Below are 22570 nucleotides of genomic sequence, written 5' to 3' on the forward strand. Positions count from 1 at the left end.
TCAGAAAAGTTGCAGATGACGAATATTTTCAATCATCGCCTAATGCGGCCGCTTGCGGCCGCTTTTGTTGGCGCGCTTACCACCCTATCGTTTGCTCCCTATCAGATCTGGCCATTAGCCATTCTCAGCCCTTTCCTGCTATTGCTGTTATTAAACGGGCAGCCCCCCAAACGGGCGGCATGGATTGGTTATGCCTGGGGATTGGGCCAGTTTGGTTTCGGAATCAGTTGGGTACATGTCAGTATCGACACCTTTGGTGGCATGCCCAAAATTGCCAGCTTATTTTTGATGGGGCTATTAGTTGGCTACTTAGCCCTTTATTCCGCACTCTTTAGCTGGGCGCTCAATCGCTTTTTCCCGAAGCAGAACCGCAGCCGTTTATTACTGGCGACGCCTGCGCTCTGGCTGGTCTGCGACTGGCTGCGTGGTTGGGTCATGACTGGCTTTCCCTGGTTGTGGCTCGGTTACAGCCAAATCGACAGCCCGTTGGCGAACTTCGCCCCGCTCGGCGGCGTTGAACTACTGACGCTGATAGTATTGCTGTGTGCAGGCGGCCTGGCGCTCGCTTGGCAGAAAAAAAGCGTTCTATTGCTTCTCATCCCAGCGGTTTTGTTTGCTGTTGGATTTGCGTTGAATGCCGCACAGTGGGTGACTCCACAACCGCAACGCACCACAAAAGTGGCGCTGATTCAGGGCAATATTGAGCAGGCTCTCAAATGGTTACCCAGCCAACGCTGGCCGACCATCATGAAATATACTGATCTCAGTCGTCAGAACTGGGATGCCGATATCATCGTCTGGCCCGAAGCAGCAATTCCTGCGTTTGAATTTGAGATCCCGGCGTTTCTGCGCAATCTAGATACCGCCGCACGGATGAATCATAGCGCGCTCATTACGGGCATTCTCAATCAGGATGACAATAAGCGTTATTTCAACAGCATATTGACGCTGGGTGAGAATCCGAGCGGTGATTATCACTACGATTTAGCGCAGCGTTTTCATAAGCACCATCTACTGCCCTTTGGTGAATTTGTGCCGTTTGAAAGCATTCTGCGCCCATTGGCTCCGTTCTTTAACTTGCCGATGTCTTCGTTCAGCGAAGGGGATTATGTTCAGCCGAACATCGTCGCCAATGGCCACGCGTTGGCTCCTGCGCTTTGTTACGAAATCATTTTCAATGAACAAGTTCGGGCCAATGTGACCGATGAGACTGACTTTCTGCTGACCTTGTCCAACGATGCCTGGTTTGGCCGCTCTATCGGCCCACTGCAGCATATGGAAATCGCGCGCATGCGCGCGCTGGAATTAGGTAAGCCGCTGATTCGTTCCACTAACAACGGTCTGACGGCGGTAACCGACTACAAAGGGCACATCACTCAGCAGCTACCTCAATTTGAAACGGGTGTGCTGCGTGCAGAAATGGTCCCAACCCGCGGTCAAACACCCTATCACGCGCTGGGTAGTTGGCCATTGTATGCATGGACACTGTTTGGCCTTATCGTGGCGCTGGTGATTCAACGCCGTAAAGCATAGCCTAACCGAACAGCACAACGAAAAAGAGTCCCATTGGGACTCTTTTTACTTAAGGCTTCAACGGTTGCCGACTGAACGCCGTGTTACCACAGCGAATGCAGGGCACAATTTCGGTCGGATGGTTGTATTCAACATGGTGTCCGCAGTTCTCACACACAAGAATACCAAGACCAATCATATCGCCGGCTTTGTACAATCCCTGATGTTCAAGATCTTGAAACAGCTCCACCCATTCCACTTTGGTTTTATCGGTGATCTCCAGCAGTCCCTGCCAAATAGAATTGGCAATCATCAAATAAAACGGACTACTTTTCTCTTCTTCATAGCTGTCCGCAAACTCTTTGAGATCCGATTTTACATACGCAGAAATCAGCGCCAGCTCATCTTTTGTCAAGTCGTTTGCCGCGGCCACAACTTTACCGGATGTTTCCAGAATGTGGTCCACTTCTTCCGGACTTTGTTTCAGGGTTTCCACCACCTCTTCGAGTAAAGCTTCGTAACCCGTTTTTTGTTTTGGCATAAGTCACCTCTCTCAAACCCGATTGGCTATTGTTGTGCTCCCTTGCTTTAGGTATTCTATGACGATCTATTAGTATCTGTTCAAACTGAACTCACAAATTCCAAGATAACCGGATATATCGATGCAAGAGCAATACAACCCGCAAGACATTGAACAAAAAGTTCAACAGCATTGGGAAAGCAACAAGACCTTCGTTGTAAGTGAAGACCCAAATAAAGAAAAATTCTACTGTCTTTCTATGTTCCCGTACCCAAGCGGCCGACTGCACATGGGTCACGTGCGCAACTACACCATCGGTGATGTGGTTTCTCGTTTCCAGCGTCTGCAAGGCAAAAACGTCATGCAGCCAATCGGCTGGGATGCATTCGGTCTACCGGCAGAAAACGCGGCGGTTAAAAACAACACCGCTCCGGCACCTTGGACTTACGAAAACATTGAATACATGAAAAACCAGCTGAAACTGCTGGGTTTCGGCTACGACTGGAATCGTGAATTCGCGACGTGCCGTCCTGAGTACTACCGCTGGGAACAAGAGTTCTTTACCAAACTGTACGAGAAAGGTCTGGTTTACAAGAAAACTTCTTCGGTTAACTGGTGTCCGAACGACCAAACCGTTCTGGCGAACGAACAGGTTGAAGACGGTTGCTGCTGGCGTTGTGATACTCCGGTTGAACAGAAAGAAATTCCTCAGTGGTTCATCAAGATCACTGCTTACGCACAAGAGCTGCTAGACGATCTCGACAACCTGGAAGGTTGGCCTGAAATGGTGAAAACCATGCAGCGCAACTGGATTGGCCGTTCTGAAGGTGTGGAACTGAAGTTTGCCGTGAAAGATCAAGCGCAAGACTTGGAAGTCTACACCACGCGTCCAGACACACTGATGGGCGTCACTTACGTAGGTATCGCAGCGGGCCACCCTCTCGCAACCGAAGCGGCGAAATCAAACCCTGAGCTGGCTACATTCATCGAAGAGTGTAAAAACACCAAAGTTGCTGAAGCAGAACTGGCGACGATGGAGAAAAAAGGTATGGCAACGGGCCTTACCGCAATTCATCCATTGAATGGCCGTGAAGTTCCAATCTTTGTCGCGAACTTCGTGTTGATGGACTACGGCACAGGTGCGGTCATGGCCGTCCCAGCGCACGATCAACGTGACTTCGAATTTGCGACCAAATATAACCTGGATATCATTCCTGTCATTAAGCCACTTGATGGCAGCGAACTGGATATCTCAGAAGCGGCATACACCGAAAAAGGCGTACTGTTCGATTCCGGCGAATTCGACGGTCTGGAATTCCAAGCCGCTTTCGATGCCATTGCAGCGAAACTGGAAGCCGAAGGTAAAGGCGTGAAAACCGTCAACTTCCGTCTGCGTGACTGGGGCGTGTCTCGTCAACGCTACTGGGGCGCACCAATTCCAATGGTGACCACAGAAGACGGCGTTGTACATCCCGTACCCGCCGACCAACTGCCAGTGATTCTGCCAGAAGATGTGGTCATGGATGGCGTCACCAGCCCAATCAAAGCGGATAAAGAGTGGGCGAAAACCACCTTTAACGGCGAACCGGCACTGCGTGAAACCGATACTTTCGATACCTTCATGGAATCGTCTTGGTACTACGCGCGCTACTGTTCACCACAAGCAGACGACATTCTGGACCCAGAAAAAGCCAACTACTGGCTGCCAGTAGACCAATACATCGGTGGTATCGAGCACGCATGTATGCACCTGTTGTACTCACGCTTCTTCCACAAACTGCTGCGTGATGCTGGTTATGTGACTTCTGACGAGCCATTCAAGCAACTGCTGTGTCAAGGTATGGTTCTGGCTGATGCCTTCTACTACACCAATGACAAAGGTGGTAAAGAGTGGGTTTCACCAACCGAAGTGAAAGTTGAACGTGACGGTAAAGGTCGTATTACGACTGCGGTAGATTCACACGGTCGCAGCGTTGAACACTCAGGCATGATCAAAATGTCTAAGTCAAAAAACAACGGTATCGACCCACAAGAAATGGTCGACAAATACGGTGCCGACACCGTACGTCTGTTCATGATGTTTGCTTCACCAGCAGATATGACGCTGGAATGGCAAGAATCTGGTGTTGAAGGTGCAAACCGCTTCCTGAAACGTGTGTGGAAACTGGTTCGTGAACATACCGAAAAAGGCGAAGCAACTACGGTTGAGACTTCTGCACTGACTGGCGATCAAAAAGCGCTGCGTCGTGACGTTCACAAAACCATCGCGAAAGTAACCGATGACATTGCACGTCGTCAGACCTTCAACACTGCTATTGCAGCCGTGATGGAGCTGATGAACAAGCTGGCTAAAGCACCTCAGGATGACGCACAAGATCGCGCGATTCTGGATGAAGCCCTAAAAGCGATCACTGTGATGCTTTACCCAATTGCGCCACACATCTGTTTTGAAATGTGGGCAGCGCTGGGTCAGGCAGACATCGACAACGCAACTTGGCCAACGTTTGATGAAGCTGCGCTGGTTGAAGATGAAAAACTGATCGTACTTCAGGTAAACGGTAAGCTGCGTGGCAAGTTGACTGTGTCTGCTGATGCAACCAAAGAACAAGTTGAAGAACTGGGCCTGAAAGACGAAAACGTGATGAAATTCACCGATGGTCTGACAATCCGCAAAGTCATCTATGTTCCAGGAAAACTGCTGAACATCGTTGCGAACTAATTCCGTATATTACGGTCTGTAAACAGGGCTTCGCGCCCTGTTTACTTATCTCAGTTTATCGCTGTGGTGAACTGAGATAAGTAAACCCAATTCATGAGAATAGAGCCCCATGCGTTTGACACTGCCTTCCACCTTCAAGTTATCACTGGTTGTTCTGACCGCCACCCTGCTTAGTGCCTGCGGTTTTCATCTTCGTGGTGATTATGACGTTCCGGAGGAACTGAGCACCATGTCACTGACCAGCTATGACCAATACAGCACATTTACCCGCATGGTAAAACGCCAGCTACGAATGAATGAGATCACCGTGGTGCAACCGGCTGAAGATGTACCTAACATTCATCTTTTAAGTGAAGGTACCGGAGAAAGAACATTATCTTTGTACCAAAACACTCGGGCCGCTGAAATTGAACTGACTTTTGTTGCGTCATATCGCGTGACAATTCCTAATCTGGGGGAAAAGACATTTTCCACCAGCGTGACTCGCAGCTACTTGGATAACCCGTTAACCGCATTGGCAAAATCGGTTGAACGCGACATGATTGAAGACGAAATGCGCAAACTGGCCGCCAGCCAGATTGTACGTCAAATGGCTCGTCTCAAAGCAAACATTCATACCGGAACCATGGATGAACAGCCAGCGTCAAACGCGGTCAAACCAAGCGAAGACTACACCATCAACACAACCGAAACACAGGTTGCACCTTCGGCCAGCACGGCTGAAGTTCAGTAGATTTTATAATGAGACTCTACGCTGACAAACTGGCCGATGCTCTGAACAGAACGCTGGCGCCAGTGTATCTTGTCTTTGGCAATGAACCTCTGCTGATCGAAGAATCGCGCAGCGCGATTGAGCGCAAAGCACGCGAGCAAGGCTTTGAAGAGAAACACCGTTTTAATCTTGATGCCAGTCTCGACTGGAACGAGGTCTACGATTGCTGTCAATCCATGAGCTTGTTCTCCAGTCGCCAAGTGATCGAACTGGAGATCCCGGAAGCTGGTATTAATGCTGCTGCGAGCAAAGAACTGGCCAACTTGGCACAGCATCTTAATCCCGATATTCTGCTGCTGATTGTCGGTACCAAGCTAACCAAAGCTCAGGAAAATACGGCCTGGTTTAAAGCCCTGATGAGTCAGGGCTGTCTGGTGAACTGTTTAACCCCGGATATCAGCCGCCTACCACAATTTGTCGCCGCTCGTTGCCGGGCGCTGGGTCTGACTCCTGATGCCGAAGCGATTCAAATGCTGGCACAGTGGCATGAGGGCAATTTGTTTGCTCTGGCACAGAGCCTGGAGAAGTTGGCTCTGCTCTACCCAGACGGTCAACTGACGCTGATTCGCCTTGAAGAGTCGCTGAGCCGCAACAACCACTACACCCCATTTCACTGGGTCGATGCTCTGCTTGAAGGCAAAGCCAATCGCGCGCAACGCATTTTGCGCCAACTGGCCGCTGAAGACGTAGAACCGATCATTCTGATGCGCACAGTCCAAAAAGAGCTGGTGCAACTGCTGCAGATGCGTCTGGCGATGAATCATCAGCCACTCGGCGCTATCTTTGACAAATACCGCGTCTGGCAGAATAAACGCCCACATTGCTCTGCTGCGTTGCAGCGCTTATCGGTTCAACGTCTGCAACATTTACTTCAGCTGCTTGCTCAATGTGAAATTGTCGCAAAAACTCAGTATGAGCAATCGCCTTGGCCATTACTGCATCAGTTGAGCCTCGAATGTTGCGTTGCGCAGGCAAACTTGCCTTTGCCTGCCTGAAAGCGTGATATACTGCCGCGCTTTTGACAAAATCATTTTTATAGTTAGTTATCTCAGAGGAAATTCCCTTGCAACGTGAAGAATTAAAAGACTTTCTTGCAGACAAAGCCGACGATATGAAAGCGGTTGATATTGTAACCCTAGACGTACAAGGCAAATCCAGTGTCACTGATTACATGATCATTTGTACTGGCACGTCCAAAAGACACGTCTCTTCGATTGCCGATCATGTCGCGAGTGAAGCGAAAAAAGTCGGTGTTGAGCCACTGGGTATTGATGGCGAGAACGAAGGCGAGTGGGTTGTCGTCGATATGGGCACAACCATGCTGCACGTGATGCAGGAAGAGCATCGCGCCATGTACCAGTTGGAAAAACTCTGGGGCTGAGCGTGAAGATTCAATTGATTGCCGTCGGCACCAAAATGCCAAAGTGGGTGGAAGAAGGCTTCCAGGAATATCGCCGCCGCTTTCCTCACGACATGCCGCTGGAGCTGATTGAAATTTCCGCTGGTAAGCGAGGCAAAAACGCTGATATTGCAAGAATTCTGCAAAAAGAAGGCGAAGCCATGCTGGCCGCCGTGCCAAAAGGCAACCGAATTGTTACTCTCGACATTCCAGGCAAACGCTGGGACACCGAACAACTGGCCGCTCAGCTGGAGAGTTGGAAAATGGATGCAAGAGACGTCTCTATTTTGATTGGTGGCCCAGAAGGGCTAGCTCCGGCGTGTAAAGCCGCCGCAGAACAAAGCTGGTCACTGTCGCCACTCACATTGCCGCACCCGCTGGTGCGCGTGGTCATGGCCGAGAGTCTGTACCGTGCCTGGAGCATTACAGCAAACCACCCTTATCACCGAGAATAGACACTGATGTTACGTAAGCGTAGCCCTATTCGAGACTACCTGGCTGAAGCGCGGTTATTTCGTAACCGTGCTGTCGTGTCTTTTGTGGGGATTGTCTTGATGATGGGTATTCTGGTTGCCAACCTGTATAACATTCAGGTCAATCAGTATCAGGATTACAAAACCCGTTCCAACGATAACCGCATTAAAGTGGTACCGATTGCGCCTAACCGGGGTCTGATCTATGACCGGAATGGTGTGTTACTGGCCGAAAACCGCCCTGTTTTTAGTCTGGAGATCATTCCAGAAAAAGTGAAAAACATGGACGAGACCATCGCCCGCTTACAACAGATTCTCACGATTACTCCCGAACAAATTGCTGCATTTGAAAAAGAGCGCCGCCAGACACGCCGCTTTAACTCAGTGCCGCTGTTAACTCAACTGACCGAAGAAGAAGTCGCGAAATTCTCCGTTCAACAATACAAATATCCCGGTGTTTCCGTCAGCGCAAACCTCAAGCGTTACTACCCATACGGTGAAGTACTGACCCACGTGATCGGTTATGTCTCTAGAATTAATGATCGCGATATCGAACGCTTAGTCCGCGAAGGTAAAGAAGCCAATTATCAAGCCACCCGCGATATCGGTAAGCTCGGTATTGAGCGCTACTACGAAGACTTGCTGCACGGGGAGGCCGGCTATCAGGAAGTCGAAGTGAACAGCCGGGGACGCGTGATTCGTACTCTGAAATACGTTCCGCCAACCCCGGGCAAAGACATTGTTCTCAACCTCGATATTAAGCTGCAACTTTACGTGCACAGCCTGTTCAATGGTCGTCGTGGTTCAGCGGTAGTGCTCGATCCAAAAGACAACGGCGTGCTGGCGATGGTATCAAGCCCAAGTTACGATCCGAATGCTTTTGTGCACGGTATTTCTGGTAAGGAATACAGTGAGTTACTCAACGATAAAGACCGTCCGCTGGTAAACCGCACCACGCTGGGTATTTATCCTCCAGGTTCGACCGTCAAACCATTTATTGCTGTTTCTGCCTTGGAAGAAGGCGTGATCACGCCGAATACCACTCGAAACGATCCGGGTTACTGGCGCATTCCGAATTCAAAAACCCGGCCATTCCGCGATTGGCTGCGCTGGGGTCACGGTAAGGTGGATATCATCAAAGCACTGGAAGAATCGGTGGATACCTTCTTTTATCAGATTGCTTATGATATGGGCATTGATCGTCTGTCTGATTGGATGATGAAATTTGGCTTCGGGGATTACACGGGTATTGATATCACCGAAGAGAGTAAAGCCAACATGCCGACCCGTGACTGGAAAATGGCCCGTCACCGCACACCTTGGTATCAGGGTGACACGATTCCTGTGGGTATCGGTCAGGGTTACTGGACGGCAACGCCAATGCAGCTTGCGAAAGCAACCTCTGTTTTGGTGCATCACGGAAAAGTAATTGCACCGCACTTACTGCGTTCTACCATCAATAATGGCGAAGAATTCTCCACCCAAAAAGAAACCGAATACGTGACTTACCCACCGATTACCGGTGTACCGGATAAGTACTGGAATATGGCGATTGAAGGAATGTATCTGGTCAACCACGGTAAACGCGGAACGGCGCGGCGCGCTTTCCAAGGCCTGCAATACAAGAGTGCAGGCAAATCCGGTACTGCACAGGTATTTGGTCTGGCAGAAGGCCAGGAGTACAACGCCGACGAACTGGCCGAACATCTGCGTGACCACGCACTGTTTACCGGGTTTGCGCCAGTCGACGATCCAAAAGTGATTGTGACCATCGTACTGGAGAACGCCGGTGGCGGTTCAAGCAACGGTGCTCCGGTGGTAAGACAAATCTTTGACCGTGTCATTTTGGGTAACGGCGAGGCAGACAAATAATGAAAATGGATCCCTCAACAGGTCAAAACCGGGCGTTCTTTGAGCGTTTACACATCGACTTGCCATTATTGCTTGGCCTGCTGGTCGTGATGGGCTTTGGTCTGGTTGTCATGTACAGCGCCAGTGGTCAGAGTCTGGAAATGATGGATCGCCAGGCAATGCGTATGGTATTGGCGTTAACCGTGATGATCGGTCTTGCTCAGTTGCCGCCGCGTACATACGAGCGTCTGGCTCCGGTGCTGTTTTTCGTGGGTGTGGCGTTATTACTCGGCGTTCTGTTGTTTGGTGAAGTGTCTAAAGGCGCACAGCGATGGCTGAACCTGGGGTTTGTGCGCTTTCAGCCCTCGGAACTCCTCAAACTGGCCGTGCCGCTGATGGTTGCGCGCTTTATCGGTAAGCGCCCGCTTCCACCCAGCTTCCAGACACTGGTACTGTCCATGGTGATGGTATTCGTGCCCACCATTTTGATCGCTAAGCAGCCAGACCTGGGGACTTCCATTCTGATTGCGGCATCAGGGATCTTCGTGATCTTTCTTGCCGGGATCAGTTGGAAAATCATCTTTGCCGCCGCAGTGGCGGTGGGCGCATTTATTCCGGTGTTGTGGTATTTCCTGATGCATGAATATCAGAAGACACGCGTCAGAACCCTTTTCAACCCGGAATCCGATCCTCTTGGTGCTGGTTATCACATCATTCAGAGTAAAATTGCCATCGGTTCAGGCGGCGTAGTTGGCAAAGGTTGGCTACACGGCACACAATCTAACCTAGAATTCCTTCCTGAACGACATACTGACTTTATCTTTGCAGTTATCGCGGAAGAATGGGGCATGATAGGCATTCTTGCACTGCTGACGGTGTACTTGTTTATCATCGGCCGAGGCCTGTATCTGGCCAGCAATGCGCAAACCGCTTTTGGCCGTATGATGGCTGGCAGTATTGTGCTGAGTTTCTTCGTTTACGTTTTCGTAAACATCGGTATGGTAAGCGGTATTCTGCCGGTAGTGGGTGTGCCACTTCCATTGATCAGTTATGGCGGTACGTCTATGGTTACCCTCATGGCCGGTTTTGGCATTCTGATGTCAATCCATACCCATAGAAAAGCGTTTTCAAAGGCAAACTAATGAAGCATTCCACGCTCCTATTCAGTTTATGTTCTGTCGCCATTCTGGCCGGATGTAGTTCGTCTTCAGGCCGTTATGACATCAAAGATGACATCGCGCCGGATGCTCCACTTTCCGTCGATCATATTGAAGATGCCAATCCGCAGTACGAACCATATAGTCTGGGCGGTAACAAAGATTACACTTTGCGCGGCAAGAACTATCAGATCGTCAAAGACACCAAGGGATTCAAAGAACGTGGTCAGGCATCCTGGTACGGCAAAAAGTTTCATGGTCACCTGACGTCAAACGGTGAAATTTACGACATGTATTCCATGACGGCGGCACACAAAACCCTGCCGCTTCCCACCTACGTCAAAGTGACTAATCTGGACAACGGCAAATCGACCATTGTCCGGGTCAATGACCGCGGGCCTTTCCATGACGGACGCATTATTGATTTAAGTTACGCAGCCGCGTATAAACTTGGCGTCGTGCAAACCGGGACGGCCAACGTTGAAATCGAGACCATTGCAGTCGCGAAACAAACTACGGCTAAACCCAAAGTTGGCGCTCCTCAGTACATCATTCAGGTGGCATCTTCACAAAATGAAGAAAGAGTGCGAACTTTAGCGCAAAATCTTGGTCAAAGCTTATCGGTGCAAAGTTTTGTCGAAAGTGTTAATGGTAGTCACCGGCTCTTTCTCGGGCCTTTCAGTGATTACACCCTGACGCAGGACACCTTGGAAAAGGTGAAAACGCGGGGTTATGACACCGCCTTTATAAAAAAGCACCCCGTCGCGCAATAATGACCACTCAAACCTGACCAGCTAAGCATTCGGGTCTGGTTTGGGAAGTCGTTTCTGTTAAGATAATGGACAATTAAACACACAATTCGCATTCATCATGAAAAAAACCATCCTAAATTCTGTTCTAGCGTCTTCAATAGCGCTTTCCGCTACGTTCTCAAGCACGACCCTCGCTTCTCCTGTCGTCATTCCAGATGCGCCACAGATCGCTGCGAAAGGTTTTGTACTGATTGACTATCATTCAGGCAAAGTTCTTGCCGAAAAAGAAATGAACACCAAGCTGTCACCAGCCAGCTTGACCAAAATGATGACCAGTTACGTAATTGGTCAGGAATTAAAACGCGGCAACATCTCGAACGATGATGACGTGACTATCAGCCGCAATGCATGGGCGAAGAACTTCCCAGATTCTTCCAAAATGTTCATTGAAGTTGGCACCACCGTCAAAGTGCGCGATCTGAACCAGGGCATCATCGTTCAATCTGGTAACGATGCCTGTGTGGCAATGGCCGAACACATCGCAGGTTCGGAAGATGCATTCGTGGATCTGATGAACGCGTGGGCCAACACTCTGGGTATGAAAGATACTCATTTTGCCAACGTCCACGGCCTAGACAACCCGAACCTGTACTCAACCCCGTACGACATGGCTCTGCTGGGTCAAGCACTGATCCGCGACGTACCAAACGAGTATAAGATTTACTCGGAGCAGAAATTTACCTACAACGGCATTACCCAGTACAACCGTAACGGCCTGCTGTGGGATAAAAGCATGAACGTGGACGGTATCAAAACCGGTCACACCAGCAACGCAGGGTACAGCCTGGTCAGCTCAGCGACCGAAGGCAAGATGCGCCTAATCGCTGTTGTGATGGGTACCAAAGACATGAATGCACGTAAGTCAGAAAGCAAAAAGCTGCTGAGTTACGGTTTCCGTTTCTTTGAAACTGTTGCACCACACAAAGCGGGCGAGACTTTCGTTGATGAGAAAATCTGGATGGGCGACAAGTCAACGGTCGCGCTGGGTGTGAATGAGGACACTTACGTGACTCTGCCACGCGGCCAGGCAAAAGATCTGACTGCCAGCTTCGTCCTTGAAAAAGAGCTGAAAGCCCCAATTAAGAAAGGTGATGTAGTCGGTAAGCTGTACTACCAGCTTAACGGTGAAGACGTTGCGCAATACCCTCTGATGGCATTGGAAGATGTTGAAGAAGGTGGTCTGTTCAGCCGTCTGTGGGACTACATTGTTCTATTGTTCAAAGGCTTATTCTGATCCACTGAGATCGACCCAAAAAGCCGCCTTGGGCGGCTTTTTTGTTAACTTGAGATCCCATTCGATTGACTGTACTATTCGTCACCGTTTTTATCGAATACCCAACTTGGAGTTTCCAATATGTTAAACATCAACTCTGATGCAAAATTGAAAGACCTGCTTGAGTTCCCGTGTTCATTCACTTACAAAGTGATGGGCCACGCGAAACCTGAATTGCCAGAGCTTGTGTTGGAAGTTATTCAGCGTCACGCTCCAGGTGACTACAGCCCACGTGTCAAACCAAGTGGCAAAGGTAACTACCACTCTGTGTCTATCACCATCACTGCAACCTCAATTGAACAGGTAGAAATCCTGTACAAAGAACTGGGCGATATCGAAATCGTTCGCATGGTGCTGTAAGTTTTATTTATCTGTAATTATTTGATAAATTCAATTTTTTTTGAAAGCAGCCCGAGGCTGCTTTTTGTTTATGTATCATAAAGTTAAAATAGTTACATAAAATTTATGGTCAAAAAGTTAATCGTCATGAGTAGTTCAATCTGCTTAAGACGTTTATAATCCAAACACTTTATATATCACTGACGGACTTCGATGATGGATAACCAGCTTGTTGTCAGACGATTAGGTCGACAGGATTACCATCCTGTTTGGCAGGCCATGCATGACTTTACCGACCAGCGTGATGATTCAACACGTGACGAAGTCTGGCTTGTGGAACACAACCCCGTATTCACTCAGGGTCAGGCCGGCAAGGCTGAACACCTTCTTAATACTGGCGATATCCCCGTGGTTCAAAGCGATCGTGGCGGCCAAGTCACCTATCACGGCCCCGGTCAGATCGTCGCCTACTTTCTGATCAACTTACGTCGTAAAAAGCTGGGTGTCCGAGAGCTCGTCACTGATATTGAGAACCTCGTAATTAATACGTTAAAAGCTTACAATATCGACTCTGCCGCTCGCCCGGATGCTCCAGGCGTTTATGTCGATGGTAAAAAAATCTGCTCACTCGGCCTGCGTATTCGCAAAGGCTGCTCGTTCCATGGTTTAGCGCTCAACGTCAACATGGATCTCTCTCCGTTTCTGCGTATTAACCCATGTGGTTATCAGGGAATGGAAATGGTTCAAGTGAGCAATTTAGGTGGACCGACTCGTATCGAAGATGTCGAGCAACAACTCATAAAAGAACTCGTCAGCCTGTTCGGTTACGAGGAAGTAGAATTCAGCACAGAAGCACCTGTCATAGGTAAATAGAGCATGAGCAAACCGATCCAAATGGAAAAAGGCGTTAAATATCGTGACGCCGACAAAATGGCATTAATTCCAGTTAAAAACATGCCTGCGGAGCAGAAACAAGTGCTGCGTAAACCGGAATGGATGAAAATCAAACTGCCAGCAGACAGCCAACGCATTCAGGACATCAAGGCCGCAATGCGTAAGAATAACCTTCACTCTGTATGTGAAGAGGCGTCTTGCCCTAACCTGGCCGAATGTTTCAACCACGGCACTGCAACCTTTATGATTCTGGGTGCTATCTGTACCCGCCGCTGCCCATTCTGTGACGTTGCCCATGGCCGCCCTCTGACTCCTGATGCAGAAGAGCCAAAGAAACTGGCCCAAACAATCAAAGACATGAAGCTGAAATACGTGGTGATCACTTCGGTTGACCGTGATGATCTGCGTGATGGCGGCGCTCAGCACTTTGCCGACTGTAACCGTGAAATTCGTGCCCTGAACCCAGAGATTCGCATTGAAACTTTGGTTCCGGATTTCCGTGGCCGTATGGATGTGGCGTTGGATCTGCTAAAAGATAACCCGCCAGATGTGTTCAACCACAACCTGGAAACGGCACCGCGCCTGTACCGTAAAGCTCGCCCTGGTGCGAACTACAAATGGTCGCTGGAACTGCTGCAAAAATTCAAAGAGATGCACCCAGAGGTTCCGACCAAATCTGGCCTGATGATGGGCTTGGGTGAGACCAAAGAAGAGATCATTGAAGTGCTGAAAGATCTGCGTGCACACGGCGTGACTATGCTGACGCTGGGTCAGTATCTGGCACCGAGTCGTCACCACCTGCCCGTTGAGCGCTATGTTCCGCCAGCTGAGTTTGATGAACTGAAAGACATCGCGCTGGAACTGGGCTTCACTCACGCCGCTTGTGGCCCGTTTGTCCGCTCTTCTTACCATGCAGATATGCAAGCGAAAGGTCTGGAAGTGAAGTAATCACTTACTCGATTGAACGAAAGCCGGCGACTGCCGGCTTTTCTTTTATCTGCGGTGAGCAGATGCTCAACAAGCGTGTAGCACTTTTTGTACTGGTATCAGAAAAGCAGTGCCAGCCTTCACTCCCACCAGCATCAGCTTGAGGTTGATAGCTAAAATGGTCTAAACTTTGGGCTAACTACCCAAAACTACTCGGAATTATAGGTAGCAAGCTGACATAACACTGTTGGTAAACCGTTAAATCCGAACAAACGGGATATGCGTCTCGCACTATAAGGATCAAGATAATGAAAAAACTGAGCCTGCTGGCCATGCTGGCAGTAGCCGTCGCGTCTGGTTGTTCATCCAATACTACGCAAGACAACTTCCGTGAAGCCTCTTTCGAACTGTGCAATACCGAAGTAAACATTTACTCAGTCAGTGATGATGGCAAAGTGCGAATCGTGTGTGCCGACGGCGCTAAATTTGCGCTTCAGAGTGAGAATACGCTGGAGACCATGCGTCAGATTAATATCGATTACTGTGACGGTGAAGGATTGGGTAAATTCAGCGAGAGCAGCAGCTACTACCTGTTCAAATGTAAATCTGGCACCCTGCTCAGCATCGCGAAATAAAAAAGGCCTGCATTGCAGGCCTTTTCCGTTATTCGATTCCGCTTATGCGTAAACTGGCAGGCGCTTACAGATATCCAGAACTTTCTGTTTCGTCGCTTCAATTACCGCTTGGTCATTGATGTTGTCCAGAACGTCACACATCCAGTTTGCCAGATTCTTCGCGTCTTCTTCAGTGAAACCACGACGAGTGATAGCCGGCGTACCCACACGAATACCAGAAGTCACAAATGGGCTACGTGGATCGTTTGGCACTGAGTTTTTGTTTACGGTGATGTTTGCTGCACCCAGCGCAGCATCCGCTTCTTTACCCGTGATGTCTTTGTCGATCAGATCAACCAGAAATAGGTGGTTTTCAGTACCGTTTGATACGATCTTGTAGCCACGCTCTTGGAACTGAGCAACCATCGCTTTTGCATTTTTCACAACGCGCTGTTGGTAAGCTTTGAATTCAGGTTCCATCGCTTCTTTGAACGCTACCGCTTTACCCGCGATAACGTGCATCAGAGGACCACCCTGACCGCCAGGGAATACTGCTGAGTTCAGCTTTTTGTACATCTCTTCGCCAGCGTTTGACAGGATCAAACCGCCACGTGGACCAGCCAGTGTTTTGTGCGTTGTTGTCGTAACAACGTGTGCGTAAGGGATTGGCGTTGGGTAAACACCCGCCGCAATCAGACCCGCAACGTGTGCCATATCAACAAACAGGTAAGCGTCGACTTTATCTGCGATTTCGCGCATGCGTTTCCAGTCAACGATTTGCGAGTACGCTGAGAAACCACCGATGATCATCTTAGGTTTGTGCTCAAGTGCCAGCGCTTCCATTTCGTCGTAGTTGATTTGGCCCGCTTCGTCGATACCGTAAGGAATAACGTTGTAGTGTTTACCAGAGAAGTTCACAGGTGAACCGTGAGTCAGGTGACCACCGTGTGCCAGGCTCATACCCAGAACCGTATCGCCAGGATTCAGCAGGGCCATGTACACCGCGCTGTTTGCCTGAGAACCTGAGTGTGGCTGTACGTTCGCGTATTCACAGCCGAACAGTTTACACGCACGGTCAATCGCCAGAGATTCAGCTTTGTCGACGTACTCACAGCCGCCGTAGTAACGCTTGCCTGGGTAACCTTCAGCGTATTTGTTTGTCAGCTGAGAACCTTGCGCTTCCATTACACGTGGGCTGGTGTAGTTTTCTGAAGCGATAAGCTCAATGTGTTCCTCTTGGCGAAGAGTTTCTTCTTGGATTGCTGCGAATAGCTCCGCATCGTAATCAGCGATATTCATATCACGCTTTAGCATCTGTATCTCCTGACTCAGATTTATCTGAAATTAGCTAAAAACCACACAATGACCCAACGCAAACGTTTTCGTCACCTCTTTGGCGCGCATTCTACATAATTTGATCTTCATCATAAAGCCCAAATTGCAGAAAATATCATGCAGTTTTTTCATAGTGACTGACGAAGTATTTCATCCCGAGGGGTTCAGGCAGATCCTACCTCATCAAAGTGTCAATTTTATGCTTTACACCCTGTAAAGCGGCAATTACATAGGTTTACCTCAATTTCGCTTCACTAGCTACCGAAAATGTCCGCTTTTCATTACTATGCGCGCCATTCTCAGCCTTTAATTTATATATTTGATGGAAAAACACACACGCAAAGAGGACTGGATTGCGATCCTGACTGGCACCTTTCTGGTTGCCCAAGGCGTTTTCTTTCTGCAGGCAGGTCAATTATTGACTGGCGGCACAGCCGGACTGGCACTTTTGATGACCCATTTTCTGCCTTGGTCGTTTGGCTGGCTCTATTTTATTGCTAACTGCCCATTCTATTTATTAGCCTGGAAACGCTTTGGCCGCCATTTCGCTGTCAACACGGCCATTTCTGGTGCTCTGGTCGCACTTTTTACTGACCATTTGTCGATGTTTATCACTTTCGACAATATCAACGAAGTTTACTGCGCCCTATCTGGCGGACTGCTGATGGGACTGGGCATGTTAATTCTGTTCCGTCATCGCGCGAGTTTAGGCGGATTTAACGTGCTGTGTCTGTTTATTCATGACAAATTCGGCATTTCCGTCGGCAAAAGCCAGATGGCGATCGACTGCCTGATTCTGTTGGTGTCGTTCTTCTTCGTATCACCTTGGATCATTCTGCTGTCGATTTTTGGTGCCATCGCACTCAACCTTGTGCTGGCGATGAACCATAAACCAACGCGCTATACTGTGACCTACCATCGCTAACCGCTTTACATACAGAGTCAAAAAAGCCCGCCGAAGCGGGCTTTTTTATTATTCGTGGGTTTGACGCGATTTGACGTCGTAGCCCAGCTCGCGGTGCAACTCGGCTTCGATATGCCCCGGCGCTTGTGTCGAGCGAGATATCAACTGGTACATCGCAGGAATGACAAACAGCGTCACCAAGGTTGAAAAGCCCATACCGAAGAAAATCACCGTACCGACGGATATGCGGCTTTCATAGCCCGCTCCGGTAGAGAGGAGCAGCGGCACTGATCCTGCCAGCGTGGTGAACGCCGTCATCAGAATCGGACGCAGGCGCCTTGCCGACGCATCCACAATTGCTTTTTCGAACGCCAAACCTCTGTCTCGCAGCTGGTTGGCAAATTCAACAATCAGAATACCGTTCTTGGTCACCATACCAATCAGCATGATCATACCGATCTGGCTATAGATGTTCATCCCCTGCCCCATAAGCGTCAGGCCAATGAAACCACCAAATACGCCCATCGGTACGGTAAACATCACCACCAGCGGGTTGATAAAGCTTTCAAACTGCGCCGCCAACACCAGATAGGCCACCAGCAAAGCCAAGGCAAAGACGATAGCCACGCTCGACTGGTTCTCTTTAAAGTCTTTCGATTCACCGGAATAGCTGACCGAGATGTCACTTGGCAGCACTTCCAACGCCTTCTGATCAAGAAAATCCAACGCTTGTCCCAATGTATAACCGTCTGCGAGGTTGGCAGTAATCGTGATCGCTTTCTGTTTGTTGTAGTGCGCAAGGCGAATCGAAGATGCGACTTCCTCAATCTTGGTCACCGTATCAAGCGTCACCAGATCACCGGAAGCCGTACGCATGTATATCTGCGTCAGATCCGCTGCGTTATTAAAGCTGTTCTCATCACCACGCAGATACACATCGTACTCTTCACCTCGGTCGATAAACGTCGTTACGCTCTTACCACCCAGCATCACTTCCAACGTATCGGAAATATCCTGCACACTGATGCCCAGTTCCGCTGCACGCTGACGATCAACAGTGACCACCAACTCCGGTGTTTTCTCCGAATAGTTGATATCTACGCCTGTCATCATTGATGATTTGGCCGCTTCGGCTTCCAGCAGCTCCGCCCAGTGTCTTAACTCGTTGTAATCTGAACCACCGAGAACAAATTGCACTGGCTCATTGGAACCACCGCGGAATCCCGGCATAAACGGAATCACGCGCACATCCGGAATACCCGCCAGCGCTTTACGCACTTTACCCAGCGCTTCCTGAGCCGTGACGCTGCGTTCATTCCAGTCGTCCAGAATCATGATCACAAAGCCAGTCTGGTCACCCGCATTGCCCCCAAACGCCGGAGATTGAATGCTAAACGACTTGAGGAAGCCTTTGCCAAGCATTGGCATCAGCCGCTCTTCAACCAAATCCATGTTGGCAGCCATGCGGTTATAACTGGTGGCATCAGCGCCGCGGACAAATGCGAAGATCACCCCACGGTCTTCCGATGGCGTTAGCTGCGCAGGCACCATCTGATTGAGTCCGTAACTGCCGCCGACACACGCCAGAATCACGACTGGCGCGGCCCATTTCCATTTCAGCGCTTTTTGTAATGCCGCGCGATAACCGCTTTCCAGCTTACCGAACAGAAAATCGACCGCCTTGTTAAAGCCGTTCGGCTTCACGTTCGCTCTGAGGATTTTGCTGCCCAAAACTGGCGTGAGCGTCAGTGCAATCAGCGAGGAGAAGATCACCGACATCGCCAGCAGCACCGAGAATTCGGTAAACAGCAACCCGACCATACCGTCCATAAACGAGATCGGCAAAAACACCATCACCAGCACTAACGTAGTGGCAATCACCGCAAAGCCGACTTCACGCGCGCCTTTGTAGGCCGCCATCAAAGGCTTCTCGCCCTGCTCAATATGGTGATAAATGTTTTCCATCACAACGATCGCATCGTCAACCACCAGGCCGATGGAGAGGATCAAAGCCATCAGGGTTATAAGGTTGATGGAGAAACCAAAATAATACGCAGCGATAAAGGAGGAAATCAGCGATACGGGCACAGTAATGGCCGGAATCAATGTCGCTCGGGCCTGGCCAATAAAGATGTACAGCACCAGGATCACCAGCCCGCCAGTAATAAACAGTGTGCTGTAGACCTCCTCTATCGAACGCTCGATAAATACGGTGGAGTCATAATCGATGGCTAAACGTGTCCCTTTCGGCAGGAACTTTTGAATCTTGTTCACTTCTTCATGTACGCGTTTGGCAACATCCAGTGGATTGGCGTCCGACTGCGGCACAATCCCCATACTGACGTTTACCACACCATCACTTTTGAAGGTCGAGTTCTCGTTCTCTGCGCCAATGAACACATCGGCGACATCTTTCAGGTAAATTGAGGTACGATCGCTGGCGTGTTTCACCACCAGATACTGAAAATCACGAGGCGTACGATACGTTCGAGCTGTGCGGACGGACATCACGGTGGAATCGTTGCGCACTTCACCGCCCGGACTTTCAATATTTTCCCGGCGCAGTGCACTGGAAATATCCGCGGTTGTCACTCCGCGACCGGCCATCAGTTCGGGCTTCAACCGTACATACATCACTTTGTACAGACCACCGGAAATATCAACCGAGCTCACACCGGAGATCAGACTGAACCGGTCCGCCAATACGCGTTCGATATAATCGGTCAGTTGAGTTCGGTCCATCACCGAAGAACTGAGGTTGATGTAAACCGACGCTTCCCCTGAGCCATTATTTTTAAACACCTGCGGATCATCCGCTTCATCCGGCAGGTTGCGCTGCGCTCTGGCGACCGCATCGCGCACATCACTCACGCCAGTATTGAGGTCATAACCCAGTTCAAACGTAATGGTGATCCGCGAACTGCCGTTGCGGGTAACCGAAGAAATTTCATCGATACCACTGATCCCGGCCAACTGATCTTCCAGCACTGACGTGATCTGGTTTTCAATGATCGTGGCCGAAGCGCCATCGTAACGAGTGGTGACGGACACCACCGGACTTTCAATGTCCGGCATTTCCCGCACCGATAATTTAGAAAAAGAGACGAAGCCAAACACGCACAGCAGCATACTGAGCACAACAGCGGCGACTGGTCTCTTTACGGAGACGTCAGACAACCACATTATTGCTTACCTTTTTCAAGCGGTTGACCGGAAGTATCCACTTCAGTCACCGTTGCGCCATCGCGCATGTTGACGATGCCCTGCACCACAATCTGCTGACCAATATTGAGGCCATCTTCAATGACCACTTCATTTTCAATACGGGCACCCAGATGCACTTCGGTGCGGGTCGCTTTATGGTTGTCACCGACCACGTAAACAAAACGTTTAGTGCCCGAGTATTCGAGTGCCTGCACAGGAATAATAGGCGCGTTGATCGGTTCAAAGTCGAGTTTGGCTGAAATCAGCATGCCCGGCTTAAGTAAACGCTCTTTGTTGTTAAAATGAATGCGCACCCGCAGATTGAGCGTTTCCTGATTGATACGTGAATCAATCCCTACCACGCTGCCTTCAAACACTTGGCCGGGCCAGGCGTTGGTTTCTCCCAGCACTTTCATGCCACGTTTGATTTTCGACAGGTAACGTTCAGGAACTTGTAGGTCAAGTTGCATCAAAGAGAGATTATCCAAGGTCAGCAACTCATTCCCGGCACTGACCATTTTACCCCGGCTAAAATCAATGAAGCCGACCGTGCCATCAAACGGAGCCGTGATGCGAAGATCGTCCAGATTCGCTTTTGCGGCATCCAAACGCGCCTGAGCAATTTCTACACTGGCTTTTTGCGCATCGATTTCAGTTTGGGTAATCGCATTGCGTTTGACCAAGCGCTCGAACTCGGTCAGTTTACGTTGTTCGTCACGCAGATAGGCGTTGGCTTCATTCACTGCGGCACGTGACTTATCGTCATTTAATTGCACCAACAATTGGCCTTTTTTCACCTGCTGATTGGCCCGGACAGCAATCGTATCGACTTTACCAGTCACTTCCGGTGAGATGTTGACGGATTGTTCGGCCTTAAGTTTGCCGACCAAAGAAAGGGTTTGCGAAACCTGGTGCGTCTGCACAGATTCAATCACCACAGGAATCGCTTTGGCAGCGCCGGCGGCGAAGGCTACTGGATAGAAAAATGTAGCCGCCAGCGTTACAGAGAAAAGTATTGTTTTTTTCATAGTAAGGTTCAGAAAAGAGGTCACTTTTTATATTGTAACCCCTAATCTTTTTTTTGAACGTCAAGGAACGTAAAGATAGGGCTGAAACTGTAAGTAACACTGTGATTTACTCCAGCAAAACGCTAATTTATTGGCTTCTTTGACGAAAAAGGCAGCATTCAATTCAAAAAGACAAAAAAAGGGTTTACAGAGGGAGCGAGTTTGATAAGATGCGCTCCGCACTTGAGTGATGCGTTGGGAAAACGTCGCTTAAGTATAAAAATCCCCTGGAGGGGTTCCCGAGTGGCCAAAGGGAGCAGACTGTAAATCTGCCGGCTCCGCCTTCGATGGTTCGAATCCGTCCCCCTCCACCATATTCTTCTCACTAGAGAAAAACTTGATTGATGATGTTGGGAAAACGTCAGTTAAGTATAAAAACCCCTGGAGGGGTTCCCGAGTGGCCAAAGGGAGCAGACTGTAAATCTGCCGGCTCCGCCTTCGATGGTTCGAATCCGTCCCCCTCCACCATATTCTTCTCACTAGAGAAAAACTTGATTGACGATGTTGGGAAAACGTCAGTTAAGTATAAAAATCCCTGGAGGGGTTCCCGAGTGGCCAAAGGGAGCAGACTGTAAATCTGCCGGCTCCGCCTTCGATGGTTCGAATCCGTCCCCCTCCACCATATTCTTCTCGCTAGAGAAAAACTTGATTGGCGATGTTGGGAAAACGTCAGTTAAGTATAAAAACCCCTGGAGGGGTTCCCGAGTGGCCAAAGGGAGCAGACTGTAAATCTGCCGGCTCCGCCTTCGATGGTTCGAATCCGTCCCCCTCCACCATACACTGAAAGCCAGCTCATCG

The 22570-nt window shown here is 49.5% G+C and carries 19 protein-coding genes and 4 tRNA genes; 19 read left to right on the forward strand and 4 right to left on the reverse strand.

Going from position 1 to position 22570, the window contains the following annotated elements:
* The first annotated feature begins 15 nt into the window (after nt 1-15).
* Nucleotides 16-1533 (forward strand): apolipoprotein N-acyltransferase, encoded by a 1518-nt coding sequence (lnt, locus tag DYA43_RS10095; RefSeq protein ID WP_061056753.1) that lies wholly within the window; start codon nt 16-18, stop codon nt 1531-1533.
* Nucleotides 1534-1582: 49 nt separating this feature from the next.
* Here the strand turns inward: lnt and DYA43_RS10100 are convergent, their stop codons facing one another.
* Complete coding sequence (locus DYA43_RS10100) at nt 1583-2053, reverse strand: zinc ribbon-containing protein (RefSeq protein WP_020431856.1); 471 nt, start codon at nt 2051-2053, stop codon at nt 1583-1585.
* Between the two features lie 121 nt (nt 2054-2174).
* Between DYA43_RS10100 and leuS the strand changes: the two genes are divergently transcribed.
* The 13 genes from leuS (at nt 2175) to DYA43_RS10165 (ending at nt 15283) form a co-directional block, all read left to right on the forward strand.
* The gene (leuS, locus tag DYA43_RS10105) at nt 2175-4751 is read left to right on the forward strand and encodes a leucine--tRNA ligase (RefSeq protein ID WP_024373351.1); all 2577 of its coding nucleotides are present in this window, start codon (nt 2175-2177) and stop codon (nt 4749-4751) included.
* A 109-nt stretch (nt 4752-4860) separates the two neighbouring features.
* On the forward strand, nt 4861-5484 hold the full coding sequence (locus DYA43_RS10110; protein ID WP_024373350.1) for an LPS-assembly lipoprotein LptE: 624 nt from the start codon (nt 4861-4863) through the stop codon (nt 5482-5484).
* Between the two features lie 8 nt (nt 5485-5492).
* Entirely contained in the window at nt 5493-6518 is a 1026-nt protein-coding gene (gene holA / locus DYA43_RS10115) for a DNA polymerase III subunit delta (RefSeq protein ID WP_061056754.1), read from the forward strand.
* A 68-nt stretch (nt 6519-6586) separates the two neighbouring features.
* Nucleotides 6587-6904, forward strand: a complete 318-nt coding sequence (rsfS, locus tag DYA43_RS10120) for a ribosome silencing factor (RefSeq protein ID WP_061056755.1) — start codon at nt 6587-6589, stop codon at nt 6902-6904.
* 2 nt (nt 6905-6906) lie between these two features.
* Nucleotides 6907-7377 carry a 23S rRNA (pseudouridine(1915)-N(3))-methyltransferase RlmH gene (gene rlmH, locus DYA43_RS10125; protein ID WP_020328003.1) on the forward strand — a complete coding sequence of 157 codons (471 nt, stop codon included), beginning with the start codon at nt 6907-6909 and terminating at the stop codon, nt 7375-7377.
* Between the two features lie 6 nt (nt 7378-7383).
* Nucleotides 7384-9267 (forward strand): penicillin-binding protein 2, encoded by a 1884-nt coding sequence (gene mrdA / locus DYA43_RS10130; RefSeq protein WP_020328004.1) that lies wholly within the window; start codon nt 7384-7386, stop codon nt 9265-9267.
* Complete coding sequence (gene rodA / locus DYA43_RS10135) at nt 9267-10388, forward strand: rod shape-determining protein RodA (protein ID WP_020328005.1); 1122 nt, start codon at nt 9267-9269, stop codon at nt 10386-10388. The genes mrdA and rodA overlap by 1 nt, the downstream gene beginning before the upstream one ends.
* Nucleotides 10388-11176, forward strand: coding sequence for a septal ring lytic transglycosylase RlpA family protein (locus DYA43_RS10140; protein WP_061056756.1), 789 nt, complete (start codon nt 10388-10390; stop codon nt 11174-11176). The genes rodA and DYA43_RS10140 overlap by 1 nt, the downstream gene beginning before the upstream one ends.
* A gap of 97 nt (nt 11177-11273) precedes the next feature.
* On the forward strand, nt 11274-12449 hold the full coding sequence (locus DYA43_RS10145) for a serine hydrolase (protein ID WP_020328007.1): 1176 nt from the start codon (nt 11274-11276) through the stop codon (nt 12447-12449).
* A 120-nt stretch (nt 12450-12569) separates the two neighbouring features.
* Nucleotides 12570-12848, forward strand: coding sequence for a DUF493 family protein YbeD (gene ybeD / locus DYA43_RS10150; RefSeq protein ID WP_020328008.1), 279 nt, complete (start codon nt 12570-12572; stop codon nt 12846-12848).
* A 195-nt stretch (nt 12849-13043) separates the two neighbouring features.
* On the forward strand, nt 13044-13700 hold the full coding sequence (gene lipB / locus DYA43_RS10155; protein WP_024373345.1) for a lipoyl(octanoyl) transferase LipB: 657 nt from the start codon (nt 13044-13046) through the stop codon (nt 13698-13700).
* Nucleotides 13701-13703: 3 nt separating this feature from the next.
* Nucleotides 13704-14669 carry a lipoyl synthase gene (lipA, locus tag DYA43_RS10160; protein WP_020431847.1) on the forward strand — a complete coding sequence of 322 codons (966 nt, stop codon included), beginning with the start codon at nt 13704-13706 and terminating at the stop codon, nt 14667-14669.
* Nucleotides 14670-14956: 287 nt separating this feature from the next.
* A complete protein-coding gene (locus tag DYA43_RS10165; RefSeq protein WP_020431846.1) occupies nt 14957-15283 on the forward strand; it encodes a hypothetical protein in 327 nt (108 codons plus the stop codon).
* A 42-nt stretch (nt 15284-15325) separates the two neighbouring features.
* Here DYA43_RS10165 and glyA read toward each other — a convergent pair whose 3' ends face one another.
* Complete coding sequence (gene glyA, locus DYA43_RS10170; protein WP_020328012.1) at nt 15326-16576, reverse strand: serine hydroxymethyltransferase; 1251 nt, start codon at nt 16574-16576, stop codon at nt 15326-15328.
* 343 nt (nt 16577-16919) lie between these two features.
* Between glyA and DYA43_RS10175 the strand changes: the two genes are divergently transcribed.
* Complete coding sequence (locus DYA43_RS10175; RefSeq protein ID WP_061056757.1) at nt 16920-17522, forward strand: YitT family protein; 603 nt, start codon at nt 16920-16922, stop codon at nt 17520-17522.
* Between the two features lie 48 nt (nt 17523-17570).
* Here DYA43_RS10175 and vexH read toward each other — a convergent pair whose 3' ends face one another.
* Nucleotides 17571-20684, reverse strand: coding sequence for a vibriobactin export RND transporter permease subunit VexH (gene vexH / locus DYA43_RS10180; RefSeq protein ID WP_061056758.1), 3114 nt, complete (start codon nt 20682-20684; stop codon nt 17571-17573).
* Nucleotides 20684-21733: an efflux RND transporter periplasmic adaptor subunit gene (locus DYA43_RS10185; RefSeq protein ID WP_061056759.1), complete on the reverse strand. Its 1050-nt coding sequence runs from the start codon at nt 21731-21733 to the stop codon at nt 20684-20686. Before DYA43_RS10185 ends, vexH begins: the two co-directional genes overlap by 1 nt.
* Before the next feature lie 268 nt (nt 21734-22001).
* Between DYA43_RS10185 and DYA43_RS10190 the strand changes: the two genes are divergently transcribed.
* From DYA43_RS10190 to DYA43_RS10205, 4 genes are all read left to right on the forward strand, one after another.
* Nucleotides 22002-22086, forward strand: a tRNA-Tyr gene (locus DYA43_RS10190).
* A gap of 69 nt (nt 22087-22155) precedes the next feature.
* Nucleotides 22156-22240: transfer RNA gene (locus tag DYA43_RS10195), tRNA-Tyr, on the forward strand.
* A gap of 69 nt (nt 22241-22309) precedes the next feature.
* Nucleotides 22310-22394: transfer RNA gene (locus DYA43_RS10200), tRNA-Tyr, on the forward strand.
* A gap of 69 nt (nt 22395-22463) precedes the next feature.
* Nucleotides 22464-22548 (forward strand) — tRNA-Tyr (locus DYA43_RS10205).
* Nucleotides 22549-22570 lie beyond the last annotated feature (22 nt).

The organism is Vibrio fluvialis, from assembly GCF_900460245.1.
Lineage (GTDB): Bacteria > Pseudomonadota > Gammaproteobacteria > Enterobacterales > Vibrionaceae > Vibrio > Vibrio fluvialis.